Annotated in this window: 17 protein-coding genes; 11 read left to right on the top strand and 6 right to left on the bottom strand. The window is 56.8% G+C overall.

The features are described from left to right. Window positions 1–131 precede the first annotated feature (131 nt). The 8 genes from rhaB (at window position 132) to rhaM (ending at window position 9,131) form a co-directional block, all read left to right on the top strand. Entirely contained in the window at window positions 132–1,601 is a 1,470-nt protein-coding gene (rhaB, locus tag ACT9TW_RS04880; protein ID WP_446491785.1) for a rhamnulokinase, read from the top strand. Beyond that, window positions 1,598–2,857 (top strand): L-rhamnose isomerase, encoded by a 1,260-nt coding sequence (gene rhaA / locus ACT9TW_RS04885; RefSeq protein WP_182063014.1) that lies wholly within the window; start codon window positions 1,598–1,600, stop codon window positions 2,855–2,857. The genes rhaB and rhaA overlap by 4 nt, the downstream gene beginning before the upstream one ends. Window positions 2,858–3,009: 152 nt before the next feature. After that, the gene (rhaS, locus tag ACT9TW_RS04890) at window positions 3,010–3,996 is read left to right on the top strand and encodes a rhamnose ABC transporter substrate-binding protein (protein ID WP_166718514.1); all 987 of its coding nucleotides are present in this window, start codon (window positions 3,010–3,012) and stop codon (window positions 3,994–3,996) included. A 109-nt stretch (window positions 3,997–4,105) separates the two neighbouring features. Continuing rightward, complete coding sequence (locus ACT9TW_RS04895) at window positions 4,106–5,608, top strand: sugar ABC transporter ATP-binding protein (RefSeq protein WP_446491786.1); 1,503 nt, start codon at window positions 4,106–4,108, stop codon at window positions 5,606–5,608. After that, window positions 5,608–6,612 carry an ABC transporter permease gene (locus ACT9TW_RS04900; RefSeq protein WP_182063016.1) on the top strand — a complete coding sequence of 335 codons (1,005 nt, stop codon included), beginning with the start codon at window positions 5,608–5,610 and terminating at the stop codon, window positions 6,610–6,612. The genes ACT9TW_RS04895 and ACT9TW_RS04900 overlap by 1 nt, the downstream gene beginning before the upstream one ends. Then, window positions 6,609–7,613 carry an ABC transporter permease gene (locus ACT9TW_RS04905; RefSeq protein ID WP_446491787.1) on the top strand — a complete coding sequence of 335 codons (1,005 nt, stop codon included), beginning with the start codon at window positions 6,609–6,611 and terminating at the stop codon, window positions 7,611–7,613. The genes ACT9TW_RS04900 and ACT9TW_RS04905 overlap by 4 nt, the downstream gene beginning before the upstream one ends. Before the next feature lie 58 nt (window positions 7,614–7,671). Next, window positions 7,672–8,820 (top strand): lactaldehyde reductase, encoded by a 1,149-nt coding sequence (fucO, locus tag ACT9TW_RS04910; RefSeq protein WP_446491788.1) that lies wholly within the window; start codon window positions 7,672–7,674, stop codon window positions 8,818–8,820. Further along, window positions 8,817–9,131: an L-rhamnose mutarotase gene (rhaM, locus tag ACT9TW_RS04915; protein ID WP_182063019.1), complete on the top strand. Its 315-nt coding sequence runs from the start codon at window positions 8,817–8,819 to the stop codon at window positions 9,129–9,131. The genes fucO and rhaM overlap by 4 nt, the downstream gene beginning before the upstream one ends. Here the strand turns inward: rhaM and ACT9TW_RS04920 are convergent. The 4 genes from ACT9TW_RS04920 to ACT9TW_RS04935 form a co-directional block, all read right to left on the bottom strand. Further along, on the bottom strand, window positions 9,119–10,396 hold the full coding sequence (locus ACT9TW_RS04920; RefSeq protein ID WP_446491789.1) for an oligosaccharide MFS transporter: 1,278 nt from the start codon (window positions 10,394–10,396) through the stop codon (window positions 9,119–9,121). The genes rhaM and ACT9TW_RS04920 overlap by 13 nt on opposite strands. 44 nt (window positions 10,397–10,440) lie before the next feature. After that, on the bottom strand, window positions 10,441–12,564 hold the full coding sequence (locus ACT9TW_RS04925) for an alpha-galactosidase (protein ID WP_446491790.1): 2,124 nt from the start codon (window positions 12,562–12,564) through the stop codon (window positions 10,441–10,443). Between the two features lie 104 nt (window positions 12,565–12,668). Next, window positions 12,669–13,664 carry a LacI family DNA-binding transcriptional regulator gene (locus ACT9TW_RS04930; protein WP_446491791.1) on the bottom strand — a complete coding sequence of 332 codons (996 nt, stop codon included), beginning with the start codon at window positions 13,662–13,664 and terminating at the stop codon, window positions 12,669–12,671. Window positions 13,665–13,681: 17 nt separating this feature from the next. Beyond that, a complete protein-coding gene (locus ACT9TW_RS04935) occupies window positions 13,682–14,230 on the bottom strand; it encodes a helix-turn-helix domain-containing protein (protein ID WP_446491792.1) in 549 nt (182 codons plus the stop codon). 101 nt (window positions 14,231–14,331) lie between these two features. Here ACT9TW_RS04935 and ACT9TW_RS04940 point away from each other — a divergent pair, with 101 nt between their 5' ends. Together ACT9TW_RS04940 and ACT9TW_RS04945 are read left to right on the top strand one after the other, a co-directional pair. Next, on the top strand, window positions 14,332–14,991 hold the full coding sequence (locus tag ACT9TW_RS04940) for an AzlC family ABC transporter permease (RefSeq protein WP_182063024.1): 660 nt from the start codon (window positions 14,332–14,334) through the stop codon (window positions 14,989–14,991). Further along, entirely contained in the window at window positions 14,991–15,314 is a 324-nt protein-coding gene (locus ACT9TW_RS04945; protein WP_446491793.1) for an AzlD domain-containing protein, read from the top strand. The genes ACT9TW_RS04940 and ACT9TW_RS04945 overlap by 1 nt, the downstream gene beginning before the upstream one ends. Window positions 15,315–15,355: 41 nt before the next feature. On the opposite strand, the gene ACT9TW_RS04950 is transcribed toward ACT9TW_RS04945, so the two are convergent. Together ACT9TW_RS04950 and fdhD are read right to left on the bottom strand one after the other, a co-directional pair. Further along, on the bottom strand, window positions 15,356–15,568 hold the full coding sequence (locus ACT9TW_RS04950) for a DUF1471 domain-containing protein (protein ID WP_023309747.1): 213 nt from the start codon (window positions 15,566–15,568) through the stop codon (window positions 15,356–15,358). A 114-nt stretch (window positions 15,569–15,682) separates the two neighbouring features. Further along, the gene (gene fdhD / locus ACT9TW_RS04955; RefSeq protein ID WP_446491794.1) at window positions 15,683–16,519 is read right to left on the bottom strand and encodes a formate dehydrogenase accessory sulfurtransferase FdhD; all 837 of its coding nucleotides are present in this window, start codon (window positions 16,517–16,519) and stop codon (window positions 15,683–15,685) included. Window positions 16,520–16,901: 382 nt separating this feature from the next. On the opposite strand from fdhD, the gene fdnG reads away from it, so the two are divergent. Further along, window positions 16,902–19,952, top strand: coding sequence for a formate dehydrogenase-N subunit alpha (gene fdnG, locus ACT9TW_RS04960; protein WP_446491795.1), 3,051 nt, complete (start codon window positions 16,902–16,904; stop codon window positions 19,950–19,952). Window positions 19,953–19,963 lie beyond the last annotated feature (11 nt).

Raw genomic sequence — 19,963 nt, forward strand, 5'->3', positions numbered from 1 at the left:
GAAACTGTGAACTCCCTCACGTTCATCTTTGCTTTCTTGCCAGCCCCGGTTTTCGCCTGTCAGTAACGAGAAGGTGACTTTTTCTTCCCTTTCTTACACTCATCCCCAATGACTTAAAGAGGGACCCGAACATGACATTTCGCCATTGTGTGGCAGTCGATTTAGGCGCATCCAGCGGCCGCGTAATGCTGGCCACGTATGACTGTACCCAGCGCACACTTTCGCTTCGTGAAATGCACCGCTTTGTTAACTGCCTGCAAAAGCAGGATGGTTTTGACACCTGGGATATTGATGGCCTGGAGGCCGAAATCCGCATCGGGCTGACGAAAGTCTGCGATGACGGGATCCGTATCGATAGCATCGGTATTGATACCTGGGGCGTGGATTATGTGCTGCTTGGTCACAACGGCGAGCGCGTTGGCCTGCCTGTTTCGTATCGCGACAGTCGTACCGATGGTGTAATGATGCAGGCCATCGAACAACTCGGCATGGCGAATATCTATGGCCGCTCAGGCATTCAGTTCCTCCCTTTCAATACGCTCTACCAGCTGCGCGCCCTGGTCGACACACAGCCGGAGCTGGTGACGAATGTCGCCCATGCCTTGTTGATCCCGGATTACTTCAGCTACCGCCTGACCGGCAACATGAACTGGGAATACACCAACGCCACCACGACTCAGCTGGTCAACATCAATTCCGATAACTGGGACGAACATCTGCTGAACTGGACGGGCGCATCCGCTTCCTGGTTCGGCACGCCAACCCATCCCGGTAATGTGATCGGTCAGTGGATATGCCCGCAGGGCAATGAAATCCCGGTGGTGGCCGTTGCGAGCCACGATACCGCCAGCGCGGTGATTGCCTCGCCGCTCGCCAGTAAAGACGCAGCCTACCTCTCTTCCGGCACCTGGTCGCTGATGGGCTTTGAGAGCAAAACGCCGTACACCAGCACCGCCGCTCTGGCGGCAAACATCACCAATGAAGGCGGTGCGGAAGGCCGTTATCGGGTGCTGAAAAACATCATGGGTTTGTGGCTGCTTCAGCGCGTGCTGAAAGAGCAAAGCATTACCGACCTGCCGCGCCTCATCGCCGATACCGGAGCACTGGCTGCATGTCGCTTCCTGATTAACCCGAACGATGACCGTTTTATTAACCCGGCGCACATGAGCGCGGAGATCCAGGCCGCCTGCTTTGAGGCCGGACATGCCGTGCCATCCAGCCCCGCTGAGCTGGCGCGCTGCATATTCGACAGCCTGGCGCTGCTGTATGCCGATGTGCTGAGCGAGCTGGAAGACCTTCGCGGTAAGCCATTCAGCCAGTTACACATCGTGGGCGGTGGCTGCCAGAACCAGCTTCTGAACCAGCTTTGCGCCGATGCCTGCGGTATCACCGTGGTGGCAGGCCCTGTTGAAGCCTCCACGCTCGGCAATATTGGCATTCAGCTGATGACGCTGGATGAGCTTTCAAACGTTGACGATTTCCGCTCGGTGGTGACAGCGAACTACAGCCTGACCACCTTCACACCCAATCCCTGCAATGAAATTGCCCGCTACCGGGCCCAGTTTCAGCAAAAACGACTGACTAAGGAGCTTTGCGCATGACCACTCAACTTGAACAAGCCTGGGACCTGGCTAAACAGCGTTTCGCCGCCGTTGGCGTGGATGTCGAAGAGGCGCTGAGCCAGCTCGACCGTCTGCCGGTGTCCATGCACTGCTGGCAGGGTGATGACGTCGCCGGTTTCGAAAACCCGGGCGGTTCCCTGACGGGGGGCATTCAGGCGACCGGTAACTATCCGGGCAAAGCGCGTAACGCGACCGAACTGCGTGCCGATCTGGAACTGGCACTAAGCCTGATCCCGGGGCCAAAACGCCTGAACCTTCATGCGATTTACCTTGAATCAAGCGAGCCAGTTGCGCGTAACGAGATCAAACCAGAACACTTTAAGAACTGGGTTGAGTGGGCGAAAGCCAACAAACTGGGGCTGGACTTTAACCCGTCCTGCTTCTCTCACCCGCTGAGCGCCGACGGTTTTACCCTCGCCCATGCGGATGATGAAATTCGTCAGTTCTGGATCGACCACGTGAAGGCCTGCCGCCGCGTCTCGGCCTGGTTCGGCGAACAGCTTGGCACGCCATCGGTGATGAACATCTGGATCCCGGACGGCATGAAAGATATCACCGTTGACCGTCTGGCTCCGCGTCAGCGCCTGCTGGCCGCACTGGATGAGGCTATCAGCGAAAAACTGAACCCGGCGCACCACATCGACGCCGTAGAGAGCAAGCTGTTCGGCATTGGCGCTGAAAGTTACACCGTGGGCTCTAACGAGTTCTACATGGGTTACGCCACCAGCCGCCAGACCGCGCTGTGCCTGGACGCCGGTCACTTCCATCCAACAGAGGTGATCTCCGACAAAATTTCCGCCGCCATGCTCTACGTGCCGCGCCTGCTGCTGCATGTGAGCCGCCCGGTACGCTGGGACAGCGACCACGTCGTGCTGCTGGATGACGAAACGCAGGCCATCGCCAGCGAAATCATTCGCCACGACCTGTTCGACCGCGTGCACATTGGCCTCGACTTCTTCGATGCCTCCATCAACCGCATCGCGGCATGGGTTATCGGCACCCGCAACATGAAGAAAGCGCTGCTGCGTGCGCTGCTGGAACCGACCGATGCACTCAAACAGTTGGAAGCTAACGGCGACTACACCGCCCGTCTGGCCCTGCTGGAAGAGCAGAAATCCCTGCCATGGCAGGCGGTCTGGGAAATGTATTGCCAGCGTAACGATGCCCCGGCGGGCAGCCAGTGGCTGGACAACGTGCGGGCGTATGAGAAAGAGATTCTGAGCAAACGTGGATAAGTAATCCCGGCAAGAACCGACTGCATCAGGTACACGCCCGGTGCAGTCGGCGTTAGATCTGTACCAATAAAAACATCGCGTCCCGCTGATTCAGACGGGACGAAAACCACCTGCAATCCCTACAACTAACTCAAGTCAGTGGAGTAAAAGCAATGAAAATAAAGACAAGCTTGATCCTCACCGTTGCCGCTCTGGCGTTGTCCGGTTCCGCTTTAGCAGAAGTCAAAATCGCCCTGGTGGCGAAATCATTAGGAAATGGATTCTTCGAGGCAGCGAACGTTGGCGCACAGGAGGCAGCCAAAGAGTTAGGTGATGTAAAAGTCATTTATACCGGCCCAACCACAACCACCGCTGAAGCGCAGATCGAAGTGCTGAACGGGCTGATCGCCCAGGGCGTTGATGCGATCGCGATTTCAGCGAACGATCCTGACGCTCTGGTTCCGGTGCTGAAGAAAGCGATGCAGCGTGGGATCAAAGTCGTTTCCTGGGATTCCGGCGTGGCAAAAGCCGGGCGTCAAATCCACCTGAACCCGTCCAACAACGCTCTGATTGGCGAAACCAACGTCAAGCTCGCTGCCGATGCGCTAAAAGCGCTGAACGTGGATAAAGGCGAAGTGGCCGTGCTGAGCGCCACGCCAACCTCCACCAACCAGAACACCTGGATTGCGGAGATGAAAAAGGTGCTGCCGCAGTACCCGTCCGTCAATCTGGTGACCGTGGCGTACGGCGACGATCTCTCTGACAAGAGCTACCGCGAAGCGGTCGGTCTGCTGAAAACCTACCCGGACCTGAAAGTGATCGTTTCGCCATCGTCTGTTGGCATTGTGGCCGCAGCCCAGGCGGTCAAAGACCAGGGCAAGATTGGCAAAGTGTACGTCACGGGATTAGGCCTGCCGTCTGAAATGGCGGGCGCGGTGAAATCTGGCGCCAGCAAGAGCTTTGCTATCTGGAACCCCATCGATCTGGGCTACGCCGCAACCTATTTAGCGGATGACCTGGTGAAAGGTACGGCAACGAAAGACGAAGCCAGCATGGGTAAACTGGGCAAAGTGAAGCTGGATGCCGACGGTAACGGGGCGATGGCTGAGCCGTTCGTCTACGATGCCAGCAATATTGATAAGTTCTCGAAGATCTTTTGATCCTTTCCCCCTCTCCCGGTGGGAGAGGGTCGGGGTGAGGGCATCAGGCCGCATTTCCCCTCACCCTAGCCCTCTCCCGAGGGGAGAGGGAATACTATGGAGAACTATCATGACCCCATTGCTACAGCTTTCCGGCATCACCAAGGTTTTCCCGGGGGTGCGTGCCCTTGAGAACGTCCAGCTTGAGCTCTGGCCCGGCAAAGTCACCGCCCTTATTGGTGAAAACGGTGCGGGCAAGTCGACGCTGGTCAAAGTGATGACCGGCATTTACCAGCCTGAAGAGGGCGAGATCCTCTATAAGGCGATCCCTATTCAGCTCCCGACGCCGGAATCGGCGCACAAGGTTGGTATCACCGCCATTCATCAGGAAACCGTCCTGTTCGATGAACTGTCGGTCACCGAAAATATTTTCGTCGGGCAATACCTCTACAAAGGCTTTTTCAAAAAGCTCGACTGGCCAGAGATGCACCGCCGGGCGCAGGCCATCCTCACCCGCCTGGAAGTACAAATCGACCCACGCGCTACGCTGAAAACCCTGAGCATCGCCCAGCGTCATATGGTGGCGATTGCCCGTGCGCTGTCGTTTGAGGCGCAGGTCGTTATTCTCGACGAACCCACGGCAGCCCTGTCGCAACACGAAATCCTCGAGTTTTACCAAATCGTTGAACGCTTAAAGCAGGAAGGCAAAGCCATCCTGTTTATTTCGCACAAGTTCGACGAGATCTTTGAGCTTGCCGACCACTACACCATTTTGCGCGACGGCGTCTTTGTGGGTGCCGGGGCGATGAGCGAGATAACCGAAGAGCGGATGGTGTCGATGATGGTCGGGCGCGCCATTACCCAGACCTTCCCGAAAGTCGACTGCGAAAAAGGCGCAACGGTGCTGGAGGTGAAAGACCTGTGCCACCCGACCGAATTCGCCAATATCACTTTTTCCCTGCGTAAAGGGGAAATTCTTGGCTTCTATGGGCTGGTGGGCGCCGGGCGTACCGAACTGATGCAGGCACTTTCTGGCGTCACGCGGCCGTCGTCCGGGGAAATTGTTCTGAACGGCCACGCACAGCACTTTCGCCAGCCTGCCGATGCCATCAAAGCCGGTATCGTCTGCGTGCCGGAAGAGCGTCAGAAACAGGGCGCCATTATCGAACTGCCTATTGCGCAGAACATCAGCCTGCCGCAGCTCAGCAAGCTCAACCCGAATGGTGTGCTGGACGATGACCGTGAATGGCGGCTGGCAGACGAGTATGCAAAGCGTTTGCAGGTCAAAGCCTTTAGCTGGAAGCAGGCGGTTGAAACCCTCTCAGGCGGTAACCAACAAAAAGTAGTGATCGGCAAATGGCTGGCCACGCATCCTGACGTGATCATCCTCGATGAGCCAACAAAAGGCATTGATATCGGCTCAAAAGCAGCGGTTCATCAATTTATGTCCGAACTGGTTGGGCAGGGCCTGGCGGTGATTATGGTGTCGTCAGAGCTGCCGGAAGTGATGGGCATGGCGGACAGGATAATCGTCATGCACGAAGGGCTGATGGTGGCGGAATATCAGGCGGGTGCTGCCACGGCGGAAACCATCGTTAGCGCCGCCAGCGGTGCAAAACAGGAGGCGGCATAATGTTGAACCAACTCCTTAAACACCGTGAAGCCCTGCTGGGGGCGGTCATTATTCTGATGGTGATTGCCATTGGCAGCCGCGTGCCGTCGTTTATCGCGCCGGGTAACCTGGTGGAGATATTTAACGATACCTCCATTCTGGTAATCCTCGCACTTGGGCAGATGATGGTGCTGCTGACCAAAGGCATTGATTTGTCGATGGCGGCGAACCTTGCGTTGACCGGGATGATTGTCGCGCTGATTAACTTCCATTACCCGGATGTTCCCGTCTGGACACTGCTGATCCTCGCCACCGCGCTTGGCCTGCTGATGGGCGTCATTAACGGCCTGCTGGTGTGGAAGCTGGGCATTCCGGCGATTGTCGTGACGCTGGGCACCATGAGCATTTACCGCGGGATAATCTTTTTGCTCTCCGGCGGCGGTTGGGTCAACTCTAACCAGATGGGGGCGGATTTTCTCGGTCTGCCGCGCGCCTCGGTGCTGGGGCTGCCGGTGCTGAGCTGGTGCGCCATCGCCGCGGTGCTGCTGGTGGGCTATTTCCTGCGTTACAGCCGTACGGGCCGTGCGCTCTACACCGCAGGCGGTAACGCCACGGCGGCCTACTACACCGGGATCAACGCCGGAAAGATGCAGTTTGTCAGCTTCTGCCTGTCGGGGCTGTTAGCCGGATTCTGCGGCTATCTGTGGATTTCACGCTTTGCGGTGGCTTATGTCGATGTTGCCAACGGCTTTGAGTTACAGGTAGTGGCGGCGTGCGTCATCGGCGGGATCAGTACCATGGGCGGTACCGGGCGGGTGCTCGGCTGTCTGTTTGGCGCGCTTTTCCTCGGGGTCATCAACAACGCCCTGCCGGTGATTGGCGTCTCTCCGTTCTGGCAAATGGCGATTTCCGGCACGGTTATCGTGATTGCGGTTCTGCTTAACGAGCGCGGCAATAAACGTAAAGGCCGCCTGATCCTGCGTGACGCCGCGCTGGCACGTCAGAAAATGGCGGTAAAATCATGAGCAAAATGATGACCTCTGAAGAGTTCAAAAACGAGCCTGCTCCGGCGGGCATTTTCCAGCGCCTGCTGTGCTGGGAAGGTTTTCTGCTGGCAGTCACGCTGGCGGTGTTTGTGGTGAATGCCCTCGCCTCACCCTATTTCCTCAACATCTGGAACCTCTCGGATGCGACATTCAACTTCACCGAAAAAGCGATCATCGTGCTGCCAATGGCGATGCTGATTATCGCCCGGGAAATTGATCTGTCGGTGGCCTCCACCATTGCACTCAGCTCCACGGTAATGGGCTTTTGCGCGGCAGCGGGCGTGGATACACCACTGCTGGTGTGCGTGGGATTAGGCGTGGGGCTGCTGTGCGGGTTGTTCAACGGCATCCTGGTAACGCGCTTTAACCTGTCATCCATCGTCATCACCATCGGCACCATGAGCCTGTATCGCGGTATCACTTACATTCTGCTCGGCGATCAGGCGCTGAACAGTTACCCGGACAGCTTCGCCTGGTTAGGGCAAGGCTACGTCTTTGGCGCGCTGTCATTTGAGTTTGCCCTGTTCATCGTGCTCGCGGCGGTGTTTGCCTTTGTGCTGCACCGTACCAACTTTGGCCGTCGCACCTACGCCATCGGGAATAACCCAACCGGCGCGTGGTATTCGGGCATTAACGTCAAACGCCATAACCTGATCCTGTTTGCACTGGTGGGGCTGATGTCCGGCCTGGCTTCGGTGCTGCTGACCTCGCGTCTGGGCAGTACCCGCCCGACGATCGCGATGGGCTGGGAGCTGGCGGTGGTGACGATGGCGGTGCTCGGCGGGGTCAATATTCTGGGCGGATCCGGCAGCATGGTCGGCGTGATTATCGCCGCCTTCCTGATGGGGCTGGTGACCTTTGGCCTGAGCTTGCTTAACGTGCCCGGCATTGTGATGTCGGTGATTATCGGCGCGATGCTGATCGTGGTGATTTCACTGCCCATTATTACGCGCCGGATTATGCAGCGAAGACGGATCTAATTGCCGGGTGGCACTACGCCACCCGACATAAAAATCACAGTAATTAAGGAGAATTATCATGAGCTTTATGTTGGCACTTCCAAAAATCAGCCTGCACGGCGCGGGCGCAATCGGCGATATGGTAAATCTGGTGGCAAACAAACAGTGGGGTAAAGCGCTGGTTGTCACCGATGGCCAGCTGGTGAAACTCGGCCTGCTGGACAGCCTGTTCGCCGCGCTGGACGCCCATCAGATGTCATACCATCTGTTTGATGAGGTATTCCCGAACCCGACGGAAGCCCTGGTGCAGAAAGGTTTTGCAGCTTACCAGAACGCGGAGTGTGATTACGTCATCGCCTTCGGCGGTGGCAGCCCGATTGATACCGCCAAAGCGATCAAGATCCTCACCGCCAACCCTGGCCCGTCAACCGCTTATTCTGGCGTGGGCAAGGTGAAAAACGCGGGCGTGCCGCTGGTGGCGATTAACACCACCGCAGGCACGGCGGCAGAGATGACCAGCAACGCGGTCATCATCGATTCCGCGCGCCAGGTGAAAGAGGTGATCATCGACCCGAACATCATCCCGGATATCGCCGTGGACGATGCCAGCGTAATGCTCGATATTCCTGCTTCCGTCACCGCCGCTACCGGCATGGATGCATTAACCCACGCCATTGAAGCCTATGTCTCCGTTGGCGCTCACCCACTGACCGATGCCAATGCGCTGGAAGCCATTCGCCTGATCAACCTGTGGCTGCCAAAAGCGGTCGACGATGGCCATAACCTGGAAGCGCGCGAGCAAATGGCGTTTGGTCAGTATCTGGCGGGTATGGCGTTCAACAGTGCGGGTCTGGGGCTGGTACATGCCCTTGCACACCAGCCGGGCGCAACCCACAACCTGCCGCACGGCGTGTGCAATGCCATCCTGCTGCCGATCATCGAAAACTTTAACCGCCCTCACGCTGTCGCACGCTTTGCCCGTGTGGCGCAGGCGATGGGCGTCGACACGCGCGGCATGAGCGATGAAGCGGCAAGCCAGTCAGCCATCCAGGCAATCCGCGACCTGAGCATCCGGGTTGGCATCCCGTCTGGTTTCAGCCAGCTTGGCGTGACCAAAGCGGATATCGAAGGCTGGCTGGATAAAGCCCTCGCCGACCCTTGTGCGCCATGCAACCCACGCATCGCCAGCCGCGATGAAGTCCGCGAGTTGTATCTGGAGGCATTATGATCCGCAAAGCCTTTGTGATGCAGGTAAACCCGGACGCGCACGAAGAGTACCAGCGTCGCCATAACCCCATCTGGCCTGAGCTGGAAGCCACGCTGAAAAGCCACGGCGCGCACCACTACGCCATTTATCTCGACAGGGAACGCAATCTGCTGTTTGCAACCGTAGAGATTGAATCGGAAGAGCGCTGGAACGCGGTAGCGAATACCGACGTTTGCCAGCGCTGGTGGAAATTCATGGGTGACGTCATGCCGTCGAACCCGGATAACAGCCCGGTCAGCGCCGGGCTGAAAGAGGTATTTTACCTGGCCTGATCGGGTAACGCTGCCGCGCCCGCGGCAGCGGCAATCTCCTGCCGGCTGCTCAGCGTAAATGCCGACACCACCGTAATCGCCAGCACAAAACAGCCCAGCATCAGGTAAGTATCCTGGAAACCGATCCGGTCATACATATTCCCGGCAAAGGCGGAGAGGAAAATGGCCGCCGACTGTTTCGCAAACTGAAAGCCAATCAGGTAGATAGTGGCCGACAGGCGAGTATCAAACACCCCGGTGATGTACTTGAATGCCCCCACCAACAGGAACGGCACTTCCAACGCGTGCAGCATCTTCAGGGCAATCACTTCCACAGCGGTGGTGGCAAATGACGAACCGATAATGCGCGTCGCCATAATCAGCCCGGCAATCAGTAGCGTGTTTTTCGCCCCGATGCGGTTAATGATCCACGGCGAACAGAACATGATGATGGCATTACATACTTCCCCTGCCGTGGTGGCAAAACCAAAGGCGCGCGTCCCTTCCTGCGGTGTGGCAAAGAAGGTTTTGAAGAAGGTAGCGAACTGCTGGTCGAACACGTCATACACGCAGGCCACGCCAATCACATACAGGATGAACATCCACATTCTGCGCTGACGGAACAGGTTGAATACGGTTTTGGCGGTGATCTGCGGCTGGTTTGCGCCCAGGGCGTTCATCACCTGCGCCGTCTGGTTGGGCTTCGGCTTCGCGACCAGCAGCAGCAGCATCAACAGCAGAGCCGCCCCCGACCCCATCCAGAAGACATACGACGGATCGATGCCGAACAGGATCCCCCCCGTTGAGGCACACAGCCCCCAGCCGAGACAGCCGAACATGCGCGCCTTGCCGTACTCGAAGAAGCTGTTGCGACTCACACGTTCAATGTAAGCCTCAATCGCCCCTGAACCCGCCGAGAAGACAAATCCGATGTACAACCCGCCGCTCAACGCGCCCAGCCAGATATTGGCTTTAAGCAGTGGCGCAAAGATGAACAGGAAGAACGGCGCGAATAAAAACAGCAGCACCGCGATAATCCACAGCAGATGTTTTTTCAGCCCCAGCTTATCTGAGATAACCCCCAGTACCGGCTGGAAGGCGATAGCCGAAAGCGAAATGCAGGAGAACACAATCCCGGTATGGGTTTTGTTCAGCCCGATGATATCCGACAGCCAGATCGGCAGGAACGGAAAGCAGGTGGCCATAATGAAGAAATAGAGAAAGAAAAACAGCCCGAAGATCCAGAAATTAGGGTTGTCTTTGTGGGTACAGGTTGTTGTGTTCATTATTTTTATCCTCAACGGAGGGCCGGTTACCCGGCCCATCACCCTTACACGCGTTCCACGCCAATCAGAATGGCGGTTTCCGGGTCCAGGATCGGCAGCGCGATCCCCGCCTGCATCAGCCACTCACCGCTCACCGTTTGCGGTGTTTCCATCCACGCCGGTAACTTGCGCATGGTGTGGCCCCCCTCACCCGTTAAACGAATATTCGGGTGATCGAGCAGGGTGATGCGATACTGCGCGCTGGCCTCCAGCCCCGGCATGCGCAGCGGCATCATCAGGGTGTAATCTGGCATCGCGAGCTGGCTGACAATAAACAGCCCCTTCGTTTTGTCTTCGCTCACTATACCCTGCGCCAGGGTGCTGCTATCCGGCATATCTACCCGCCACTGGGTGCCATGATGGATAACCTCGCGCCACTGCTTATGCAGCGCGGCGTAATGGCGATACCCTTCGCGTTCCTGCGCGTCAACGCTGAGCGGATCCAGTTCCAGCCCCATATGGCCAAACAACGCCGTCAGGCCACGAAAGGCTATGCTGTGCTGGCGGAAGGTGGCGTGGCATTTATGATGACCGATATGCGCGCCCATCACCTCTGGCGGGAAGAAATAGCTCATGCCGCGCTGAATGGTGTTGCGCTCCAGCGCATCGTTATTATCTGAAGCCCAGAAACGGTGGCTGCGGGTCAACACCTCATAGTCGATGCGTCCGCCGCCGGAAGAACAGGATTCAAATTCAATATGCGGGAAACGCTCGCCCAGCACATCTAACAGACGATAGAACTGGTGCGTTTGTGCATCGGCGGCGGCTTTACCGTTATGCCCGGGCTGCACCAGCTCGCGGTTCATATCCCATTTCACGTAGTCGACCGCATGTTCACCCAGAAGCCAGCTCATACGTTCGACCAGATAGTCAAAGGCTTCCAGGATATTCAGGTTGAGTACCAGCTGATGACGTCCGGTCGCCTGCTCGTAGCCCGGCAACGCCAGCACCCAGTCGGGATGTGCACGGTAGAGGTCAGAATCAGGGCTAATCATTTCCGGCTCAACCCAGATGCCAAACTCCATGCCGAGTTGTTTCACATGATTGATGACCGGCGTCAGGCCGTTCGGGTATTTTTTCTCATCCAGATACCAGTCGCCCAGCGCGCGGCGATCATCGTTGCGGCCTTTGAACCAGCCATCGTCGATAATAAAACGCTCGACACCCAACGCCGCCGCTTCGTCGGCCATCCGCATAATGTATTCAGGATCATGGTGGAAATAGATCCCTTCCCAGGTGTTGAGGTGCACCGGGCGCGGTTTGTTTTCCGGGAAGCGGATAATGTTGCTACGCAGGTAGCGGTGGAACTGCTGGCTCATGCCGTTCAGCCCCTGCGCGGAGTAGCTCGCAAACAGGCGCGGCGTCCAGAGCGTTTCCCCTTCGTTAATCGCCATTTCCCCTGGCAGATAGAGCGCTTCGGCCTGGAGATAACGGCGTCCGTCCGTTTTGGCTTCAGCGCGCAGGCGGTGGTTACCGCTCCAGCCCAGATGTACGCCCCAGACGTCACCCTGCATTTCGCTGAAAGACGAGGTGCCTGAGATCAGCGCCGGGAAGTGCTCATGGGATGTTTTTCCGCGGCGGTTTTCTATCACAAAGCTGTTGTGCTCAAGCTTCACGCGGTGCGGCTGAAATTCATGGATCCAGCGCCCATGAAAGGCCATCACTTCCTGAGCGCGTTCCGCAACCGGCAGCGTCACGGCAAAGCGGTCAACCTGCCAGGGAAGTGCGCGCAGGTTAGTTAAACCATGACGTACCACCAGCACGCCACTGGCATCGAGCGCCAGCTCACTGGTCAGGCGCAGGCCAGCGTGCGCATCTTCTGCCGTCACCGTCAGGGTTTGCCCCTGTAGTCGTACATCAGAGGTCTTGAATACCGGCGAGCCGTCCAGCCCCTGCCGGTGCCCCTCAATCCCGGGCGACCCAAACAAACCGTGGCCCAGCTCCGCCATCAGGGTGACCGGGGAGTCAACATCCAGTCTGCCGTTGGCCACCGGGCGCGACAGACTAGCTGCATCCTGTGGTGAAAAGTGGCTAAGATGTGGCCCCCAGTAGAGAATTTCGGCGAACGGGTGCGTTTTTATCACCACGTCTACCGTCTTACTTTCGAGTCGTAAAATGAAATCTTGCATCAGACATCTCCTGTCATCGGGATGCCCTGAGTGTTGATCCGAAACGTTTCGGATGAGAACCAAAACGTTTCGGATTTGTGATCGGGTTTGGAAATTTGCTGTAATTAGGCCGTCTGGCCTGGGGAGAATTCCGGCTGCCAGAGCACCTGAAGCTGAGCGATATCGTCGCCGTTAATCAGCTGGCGCACCATATCTGCAATCTGTATTCCCACGCCCTGTCGCGTTGACTGGATAACCGAAGCCACGTCGATTTCCACGATGCTGTCCTGCGGCAAACCGTCGTATACCACCAGCGACACCGCGTTTTCGCCTGTTAAGCGGCCACGCTGTGCCAGTGCCATGGCCGCGCCGTCGCCGTGGGTGTTGCAGTCGGTAATGATGGCTGTAGGCGGTTGTGGCAAAGAGAGGAGTTCATTCGTGGTGGCATACCCCACGCGGCGCGATGGCGGCATGGCGCGCAGCCATTCGCTGGAAAGGCCAGCTTCCCGCAATGCGTCCAGATAACCCTGCCGACGCTGCGTAATGAAAGCCTGACTGTTGCTCTCACCCAGAAACGCAATCCGCTGATGGCCCTTGTCGATAAGCCAGCGGGTCGCCTGATACGTACCGGCATAATTGTCGAAATCGAACCATGCGTACGGTTGCGGCAACTGGCTACGCCCGAGCGCCAGGAAAGGAAATCCGGCGGCCTGGAGCTGCTCCAGACGCGGGTCATGATCCAGCGTATGCGCCACAATCAGCGCATCCACGCGGCGACTTTGCACCATGCGCATGTAGCTGTGCTTGTCGGCCAGATCGTCATCGGCAATCAGCAGGAGATCGATTTCATGTCGCGCAAGTTCGTGGCTAATTTCGCCAACCATGTCCATAAATACGCTGTTATTGAGCGGAACAGGATGAACCGGAAACACCAGGCCGACGGCATCGATTTTACCCATCTTCAGACGTCGGGCGAAGGTGTTAGGCCGGTAACCCCGGCGCTGGGCCTCCGCTTCAACGCGGGCGCGCGTCTCACTAGAGACGTCGTCATATCCGTTCAGGGCGCGGCTGACGGTGGTAACAGACAGCCCCAGTTCTTTGGCAATGGCTTTAAGCGACATGATTTTCCGTAACTTCGTTAGTTTTGTTCCGCAACCAGCAGCGCATGGGTATCCGGCTCCAGCGCCTTAAAAATATGCGGCAGATCGGCGGGATAACAAATGTAATCCCCTGGCCCCAACTCCTGTGGCGCATCCGTCAGGCCTACCAGTGCCCGGCCTTGCGTCACAATAATATGCTCAACCGAACCCGGTGGATGCGGCTGGGAAATACGATCCGCACCCGGCTGCGTCAGCAGTAAATAGACATCCCGACGGGCACCCGGCGGGCACGCGGCCAGCAAAATCGCCTGATAGTTTGCCTGTTCAGCAATCACTTTGGTGCCTTCACCACGGCGAATGACCTGCGTGGTGGGCTGCTGCGGCTCCAGCAAGCGGGCAAACGGAATACCCAGCGCAACACAAAGCGACCAGAGCGTCTCCAGGCTTGGGTTACCGTTGCCGGATTCCAGCTGCGAAAGCGTGGACTTGGCGATCCCGGCACGGCGGGCAATTTCCGCCAGTGAAAGCCCGGTTCGCAGGCGTTCTCGCACCAGACTTTTGGCGATCACGCTAATTGGCTGCGTCATATAACGGCCTCTGTTCTATAAATCGAACGAATCGTTCATCTTGAAAAACGATATTGATGCGTTCATTATAATGGAAATACGTTCGATATGGCTAAAATTGTATGAAGCATCACCTCTCCTGCCTCAAAGGCGACACGATAAAAGCAATCATCCTGGTGTGCCTGGCCGTTGGCGTTGTCGGGATGTCCTACGGCTCGCTGGCGATGGCGTATGGTTTCCCGGTCTGGGTGCCGTTTGTGCTGTCTATCACCGTGCTGGCGGGCGCGTCTGAATTTATGTTTATCGGCATTGTGGCGAGTGGCGGTAATCCGCTGGCGGCTGCCGCTGCGGGCTTACTGGTCAACGCGCGCCATGTCCCGTTCGGCGTAACAGTGCGTGAACTGGTGGGTAAGCGCGGCCTCAGCCTGCTCGGCTGCCACATCATGAACGATGAAAGTGTGGTCTTTGGCCTGTCGCAAAAAACGCCTGAACAGCGAAAAGCCGCCTACTGGTTATGCGGTCTTGGCGTGGCGCTCATCTGGCCGCTCGGCGCGTTACTGGGGGCAGTGGTTGGCAAACTCTTACCCGCCCCGGAAACCATCGGACTGGATGCCGTGTTCCCTGCCATTTTACTGGCGCTGGTGGTTCCGGCATTTAAAAACCGCACCACGCTTATCCGCGCCTGTAGCGGCGCCATGTTGTCGCTGGCCGCCGTGCCATTTGCGCCGGTCGGTTTACCGGTTCTTCTTTCTTTACTGGGCCTGGCGGCGAGGAAAAAATAATGGGAAACATGACATTCTTTATTCTGGGTATCGCCATCTTATCGGCAGGGACGTATCTGATGCGTCTTGGCGGGGCGAAACTTGGGAACCGACTGGCGCTTTCTGAGCGTTCACAGGCGCTGCTTTCTGACGCGGCAACGGTATTGCTGTTCTCCGTGGCGCTGGCGACCACGTTTTATGAAGGGGAACACTTCGCCGGAATGGCGCGGGTGCTGGGCGTGGCGTTTGCGGTGTTTTTAGCCTGGCGAAAAATGCCGTTAATTGTGGTAATCGTGGCGGCGACGGTCGTGACGGCTCTGCTGCGTCTGGCGGGGATCCAATAAAAAAAGCGCCCCGGGGGCGCCCTTTCGACGGTAAAGCGGGATTATTTGGTCAGTTCTGCCGTCATGTGTACGCGGTTACCAGAGAATGCCTGAGTAATTTTGTAAGATGACGCGCCTGCTTCCTGAGCCTGAGCTGCGATTTTCGCTTCTGCGCCGTCAATGGTTGAGGCGGTTGCGGTGACAGTCTGTGCAGCGAAAGAACCGAAAGAAGTAGCCAGAGCAATTACAGCGACAAAAGTTTTGATGCTTTTCATGATTTAAACCCTTTCATTAAGTTGTTTAGGTAAGGCACCGTGCCTTGATGAGATAAATACTAAACCTCATCATGAACAACTAAAAGCGGAAGGATTTGCTAATATCATTCAAAATTACTGATTAATAATTAAACGCTGAGGATGAGTATAAATCGTCGCCCTTCCCGGCTTACAGAATCCGACCAGCGTCAGGTTGCAGCGCTCTGCCACTTCCACAGCCAGCGTGGTCGCCGCTGACACCGCGAACAGAATTTCAATGCCACACATCGCCGACTTCTGCACCATCTCATAGCTGGCCCGGCTGGACACCAGCGCAGCACCCTGTTGCCAGATAGCGTTCTCACGCGCTCTGCGGCCCAGCAGTTTATCCAGCGCCACATGGCGACCCACATCCTCATGTCCACCAGCAATTTCACCTGATGGCAGCACCCAGGCTGCGGCGTGTGTACAACCGCTCAGCTGGCCAATGGGCTGAACATCGTTCAAATGCTCAAGCGCGCTGTCGAGGTGCGCCAGGTTAAATGTCTGGGTGAACGGCAGCGGGGATATCGGTTTGCCAATATCGTTAAGTTGCTCAACGCCACAGACTCCGCAGCCCGTGCGCCCGGCCAACGCGCGACGGCGCTCTTTCAGCCCCATAAAGCGGCGACTGGAGAGCTCAATTTGCACTTCAAGGCCATTACAGGCCTGAACCACGTCCATGCCGTAGATATCTTGCGGGTGCTCAATGATGCCTTCCGAAAGGGAAAAGCCGATGGCAAACAGGTCGAGATCTTTGGGGGAGGCCATCATCACAACGTGCGAGATACCGTTGTAGACCAGGGCAACAGGGACTTCCTCCGCCAGAAAATCGGGAGTGACGTGGGTAATGTGGGGCGGTCTGTGTACCGACAGTTCCACAATGCCCGCAGGCAGTGGCGACACGTGGGTAGCACGGTTTTGTTTAGACACAACGGCATTCCTGAACAACCACAGAGGCAGGTCTGCTATTGCAACATAAACGGCAGACCTTACGCATAGTATGGATCAACTTTTCAGCACCCATCCTCATCAAGTTTACCTACTCATTCCGGAGGGGTGCAACTGCAGCCATGATACACCCCTTTAACATGAGAGGTTGATAACGTGATTAATATCACACTTTATAATCAATGCAGTGATAATACGTTCACTTTGTATTAACGCAGTTCAAACAGGCTTACCGACAATGTGGTATTCTGATGATATCCCTCGTGGAATTGAGGGATTAACTCAAATTTTCTTCTTTGCGGGCAAAAAACGACCGCGAAGTTAAGACTCTATAAGTAAGCAATGTCGAAACAAGGAGTGACCCATGCAGGTCAGCAGAAGGCAGTTCTTTAAGATCTGCGCTGGCGGTATGGCAGGCACCACGGCAGCGGCACTGGGCTTTGCACCCGGCGTAGCGCTGGCGGAAACGCGGCAGTACAAACTGCTGCGCACCCGTGAAACCCGTAATACCTGTACGTACTGCTCTGTCGGTTGCGGGCTGTTGATGTATAGCCTCGGCGACGGTGCGAAAAACGCCAAAGCGTCTATCTTCCACATCGAAGGCGATCCGGATCATCCGGTCAACCGTGGTGCGCTGTGTCCGAAAGGCGCAGGTCTGGTGGACTTTATCCACTCAGAAAGCCGCCTGAAATTCCCCGAGTACCGCGCTCCAGGCTCCGACAAATGGCAACAAATCAGCTGGGATGATGCGTTTGACCGCATCGCGAAACTGATTAAAGAAGACCGCGATGCCAACTTCATCGATAAGAACGCCGACGGCGTAACGGTGAACCGCTGGCTCTCCACCGGGATGCTGTGTGCCTCTGCTTCAAGTAACGAAACCGGTTATTTAACCCAGAAATTTACGCGTGCACTCGGAATGCTCGCGGTCGACAACCAGGCGCGTGTCTGACACGGACCAACGGTAGCAAGTCTTGCTCCAACATTTGGTCGCGGTGCGATGACCAACCACTGGGTCGACATCAAGAACGCCAACCTCATCGTGGTGATGGGCGGTAACGCCGCTGAAGCGCACCCTGTCGGGTTCCGCTGGGCGATGGAAGCCAAAATTCACAACGGCGCAAAATTGATTGTTATCGATCCCCGCTTTACGCGTACTGCGTCAGTGGCGGATTTCTACACCCCTATTCGTTCAGGTACTGACATCACATTCCTGTCAGGCGTATTGCTGTACCTGATGACTAACGAAAAATACAACCGCGAATACACCGAAGCCTATACCAACGCCAGCCTGATCGTGCGTGAGGATTATCACTTCGAAGATGGCCTGTTCAGCGGTTATGACGCCGAAAAACGCAAGTACGACAAAACCAGCTGGAACTACGAGCTGGATGAGAAAGGCTTTGCGAAGCGCGACACCACCCTGCAACACCCGCGCTGCGTGTGGAACCTGCTGAAAGAGCACGTTTCCCGCTACACGCCGGATGTGGTTGAAAACATCTGTGGTACGCCGAAGGCGGACTTCCTGAAAGTCTGTGAGCTTATCGCCGAAACCAGCGCGAAAGATAAAACCGCGTCGTTCCTGTATGCACTCGGCTGGACGCAACACTCCATCGGTGCGCAGAACATCCGTACCATGGCGATGGTTCAGCTGCTGCTTGGCAACATGGGGATGGCAGGCGGTGGCGTAAACGCCCTGCGCGGTCACTCCAACATTCAGGGTCTGACCGACCTCGGCCTTCTGTCTCAAAGCCTGCCGGGATATATGAACCTGCCAAGCGAGAAACAGACTGACCTGCAAACCTACCTGACGGCCAGCACGCCTAAACCACTGCTTGAAGGCCAGGTAAACTACTGGGGCAACTATCCGAAGTTCTTCGTCTCGATGATGAAAGCGTTCTTCGGCGACAAAGCAACGGCTGAAAACGGCTGGGGCTTTGACTGGCTGCCGAAGTGGGACAAAGGTTACGACGTTCTCCAGTACTTCGAGATGATGAACCAGGGCAAGGTCAACGGCTATCTGTGCCAGGGCTTTAACCCGGTTGCCTCGTTCCCGAACAAGAACAAGGTTGTGGCATCCCTGTCAAAACTGAAGTTCCTGGTAACAATTGACCCGCTCAATACCGAAACCTCGACCTTCTGGCAGAACCACGGTGAATCGAACGATGTCGATCCATCGAAAATTCAGACTGAGGTGTTCCGACTGCCATCGACCTGCTTCGCGGAAGAGAACGGCTCTATTGTTAACTCCGGGCGCTGGTTGCAGTGGCACTGGAAAGGCGCAGACGCCCCAGGGCTTGCCATGAACGACGGTGAGATCCTGGCCGGCATCTTCTTACGCCTGCGTAAGATGTACGCAGCCGAAGGCGGCGCGAACCCGGAACCGGTTCTGAATATGTCCTGGAACTACTCGACGCCAGAAAATCCAGCGCCGGAAGAAGTGGCGATGGAGAGCAACGGTAAGGCGCTGGCGGATGTTATCGACCCGGCTACCGGTGCCGTTCTGGCGAAGAAAGGTGAACAGCTCAGCACCTTTGCGCACCTGCGCGATGACGGCACGACGTCCAGCGGTTGCTGGATCTTCGCCGGAAGCTGGACGCCGAAAGGCAACCAGATGGCCAACCGCGATAACGCCGACCCGTCGGGTCTGGGCAATACGCTGGGTTGGGCATGGGCATGGCCGCTTAACCGCCGCATTCTGTACAACCGCGCCTCCGCAGACCCGCAGGGTAATCCGTGGGATCCGAAGCGTCAGCTGCTGAAATGGGACGGCGCGAAATGGGGCGGCGTGGATATTCCGGACTACAGCACTGCCGCACCAGGCAGCGATGTCGGGCCGTTTATCATGCAGCCTGAAGGGATGGGACGCTTGTTTGCTATCGATAAGATGGCGGAAGGTCCGTTCCCGGAACACTACGAACCGTTTGAAACGCCGCTGGGTACCAACCCGCTGCACCCGAACGTGGTCTCTAACCCGGCAGCCCGTATCTTCAAGGGCGATCTCGAAGCGCTGGGTAAAAAAGACAAGTTCCCGTATGTGGGTACAACCTATCGTCTGACCGAGCACTTCCACTACTGGACCAAGCACGCGCTGCTTAACGCCATCGCGCAGCCGGAACAGTTTGTAGAGATCGGCGAGAAGCTGGCGAACAAGCTCGGCATTGCCCACGGCGATACCGTGAAAGTCTCCTCTAACCGCGGCTATATCAAGGCCAAGGCAGTGGTGACCAAGCGTATTCGCACGCTGAACGTTCACGGTCAGCAGGTGGACACCATTGGTATTCCTATCCACTGGGGTTACGAGGGCGTGGCGAAGAAAGGGTTTATTGCTAACACCCTGACGCCGTTCGTCGGTGATGCGAACACGCAGACGCCGGAGTTTAAGGCCTTCCTCGTGAACGTGGAAAAGGTGTAACGGAGACGACT

It is taken from the genome of Enterobacter sp. C4G1, assembly GCF_052886895.1.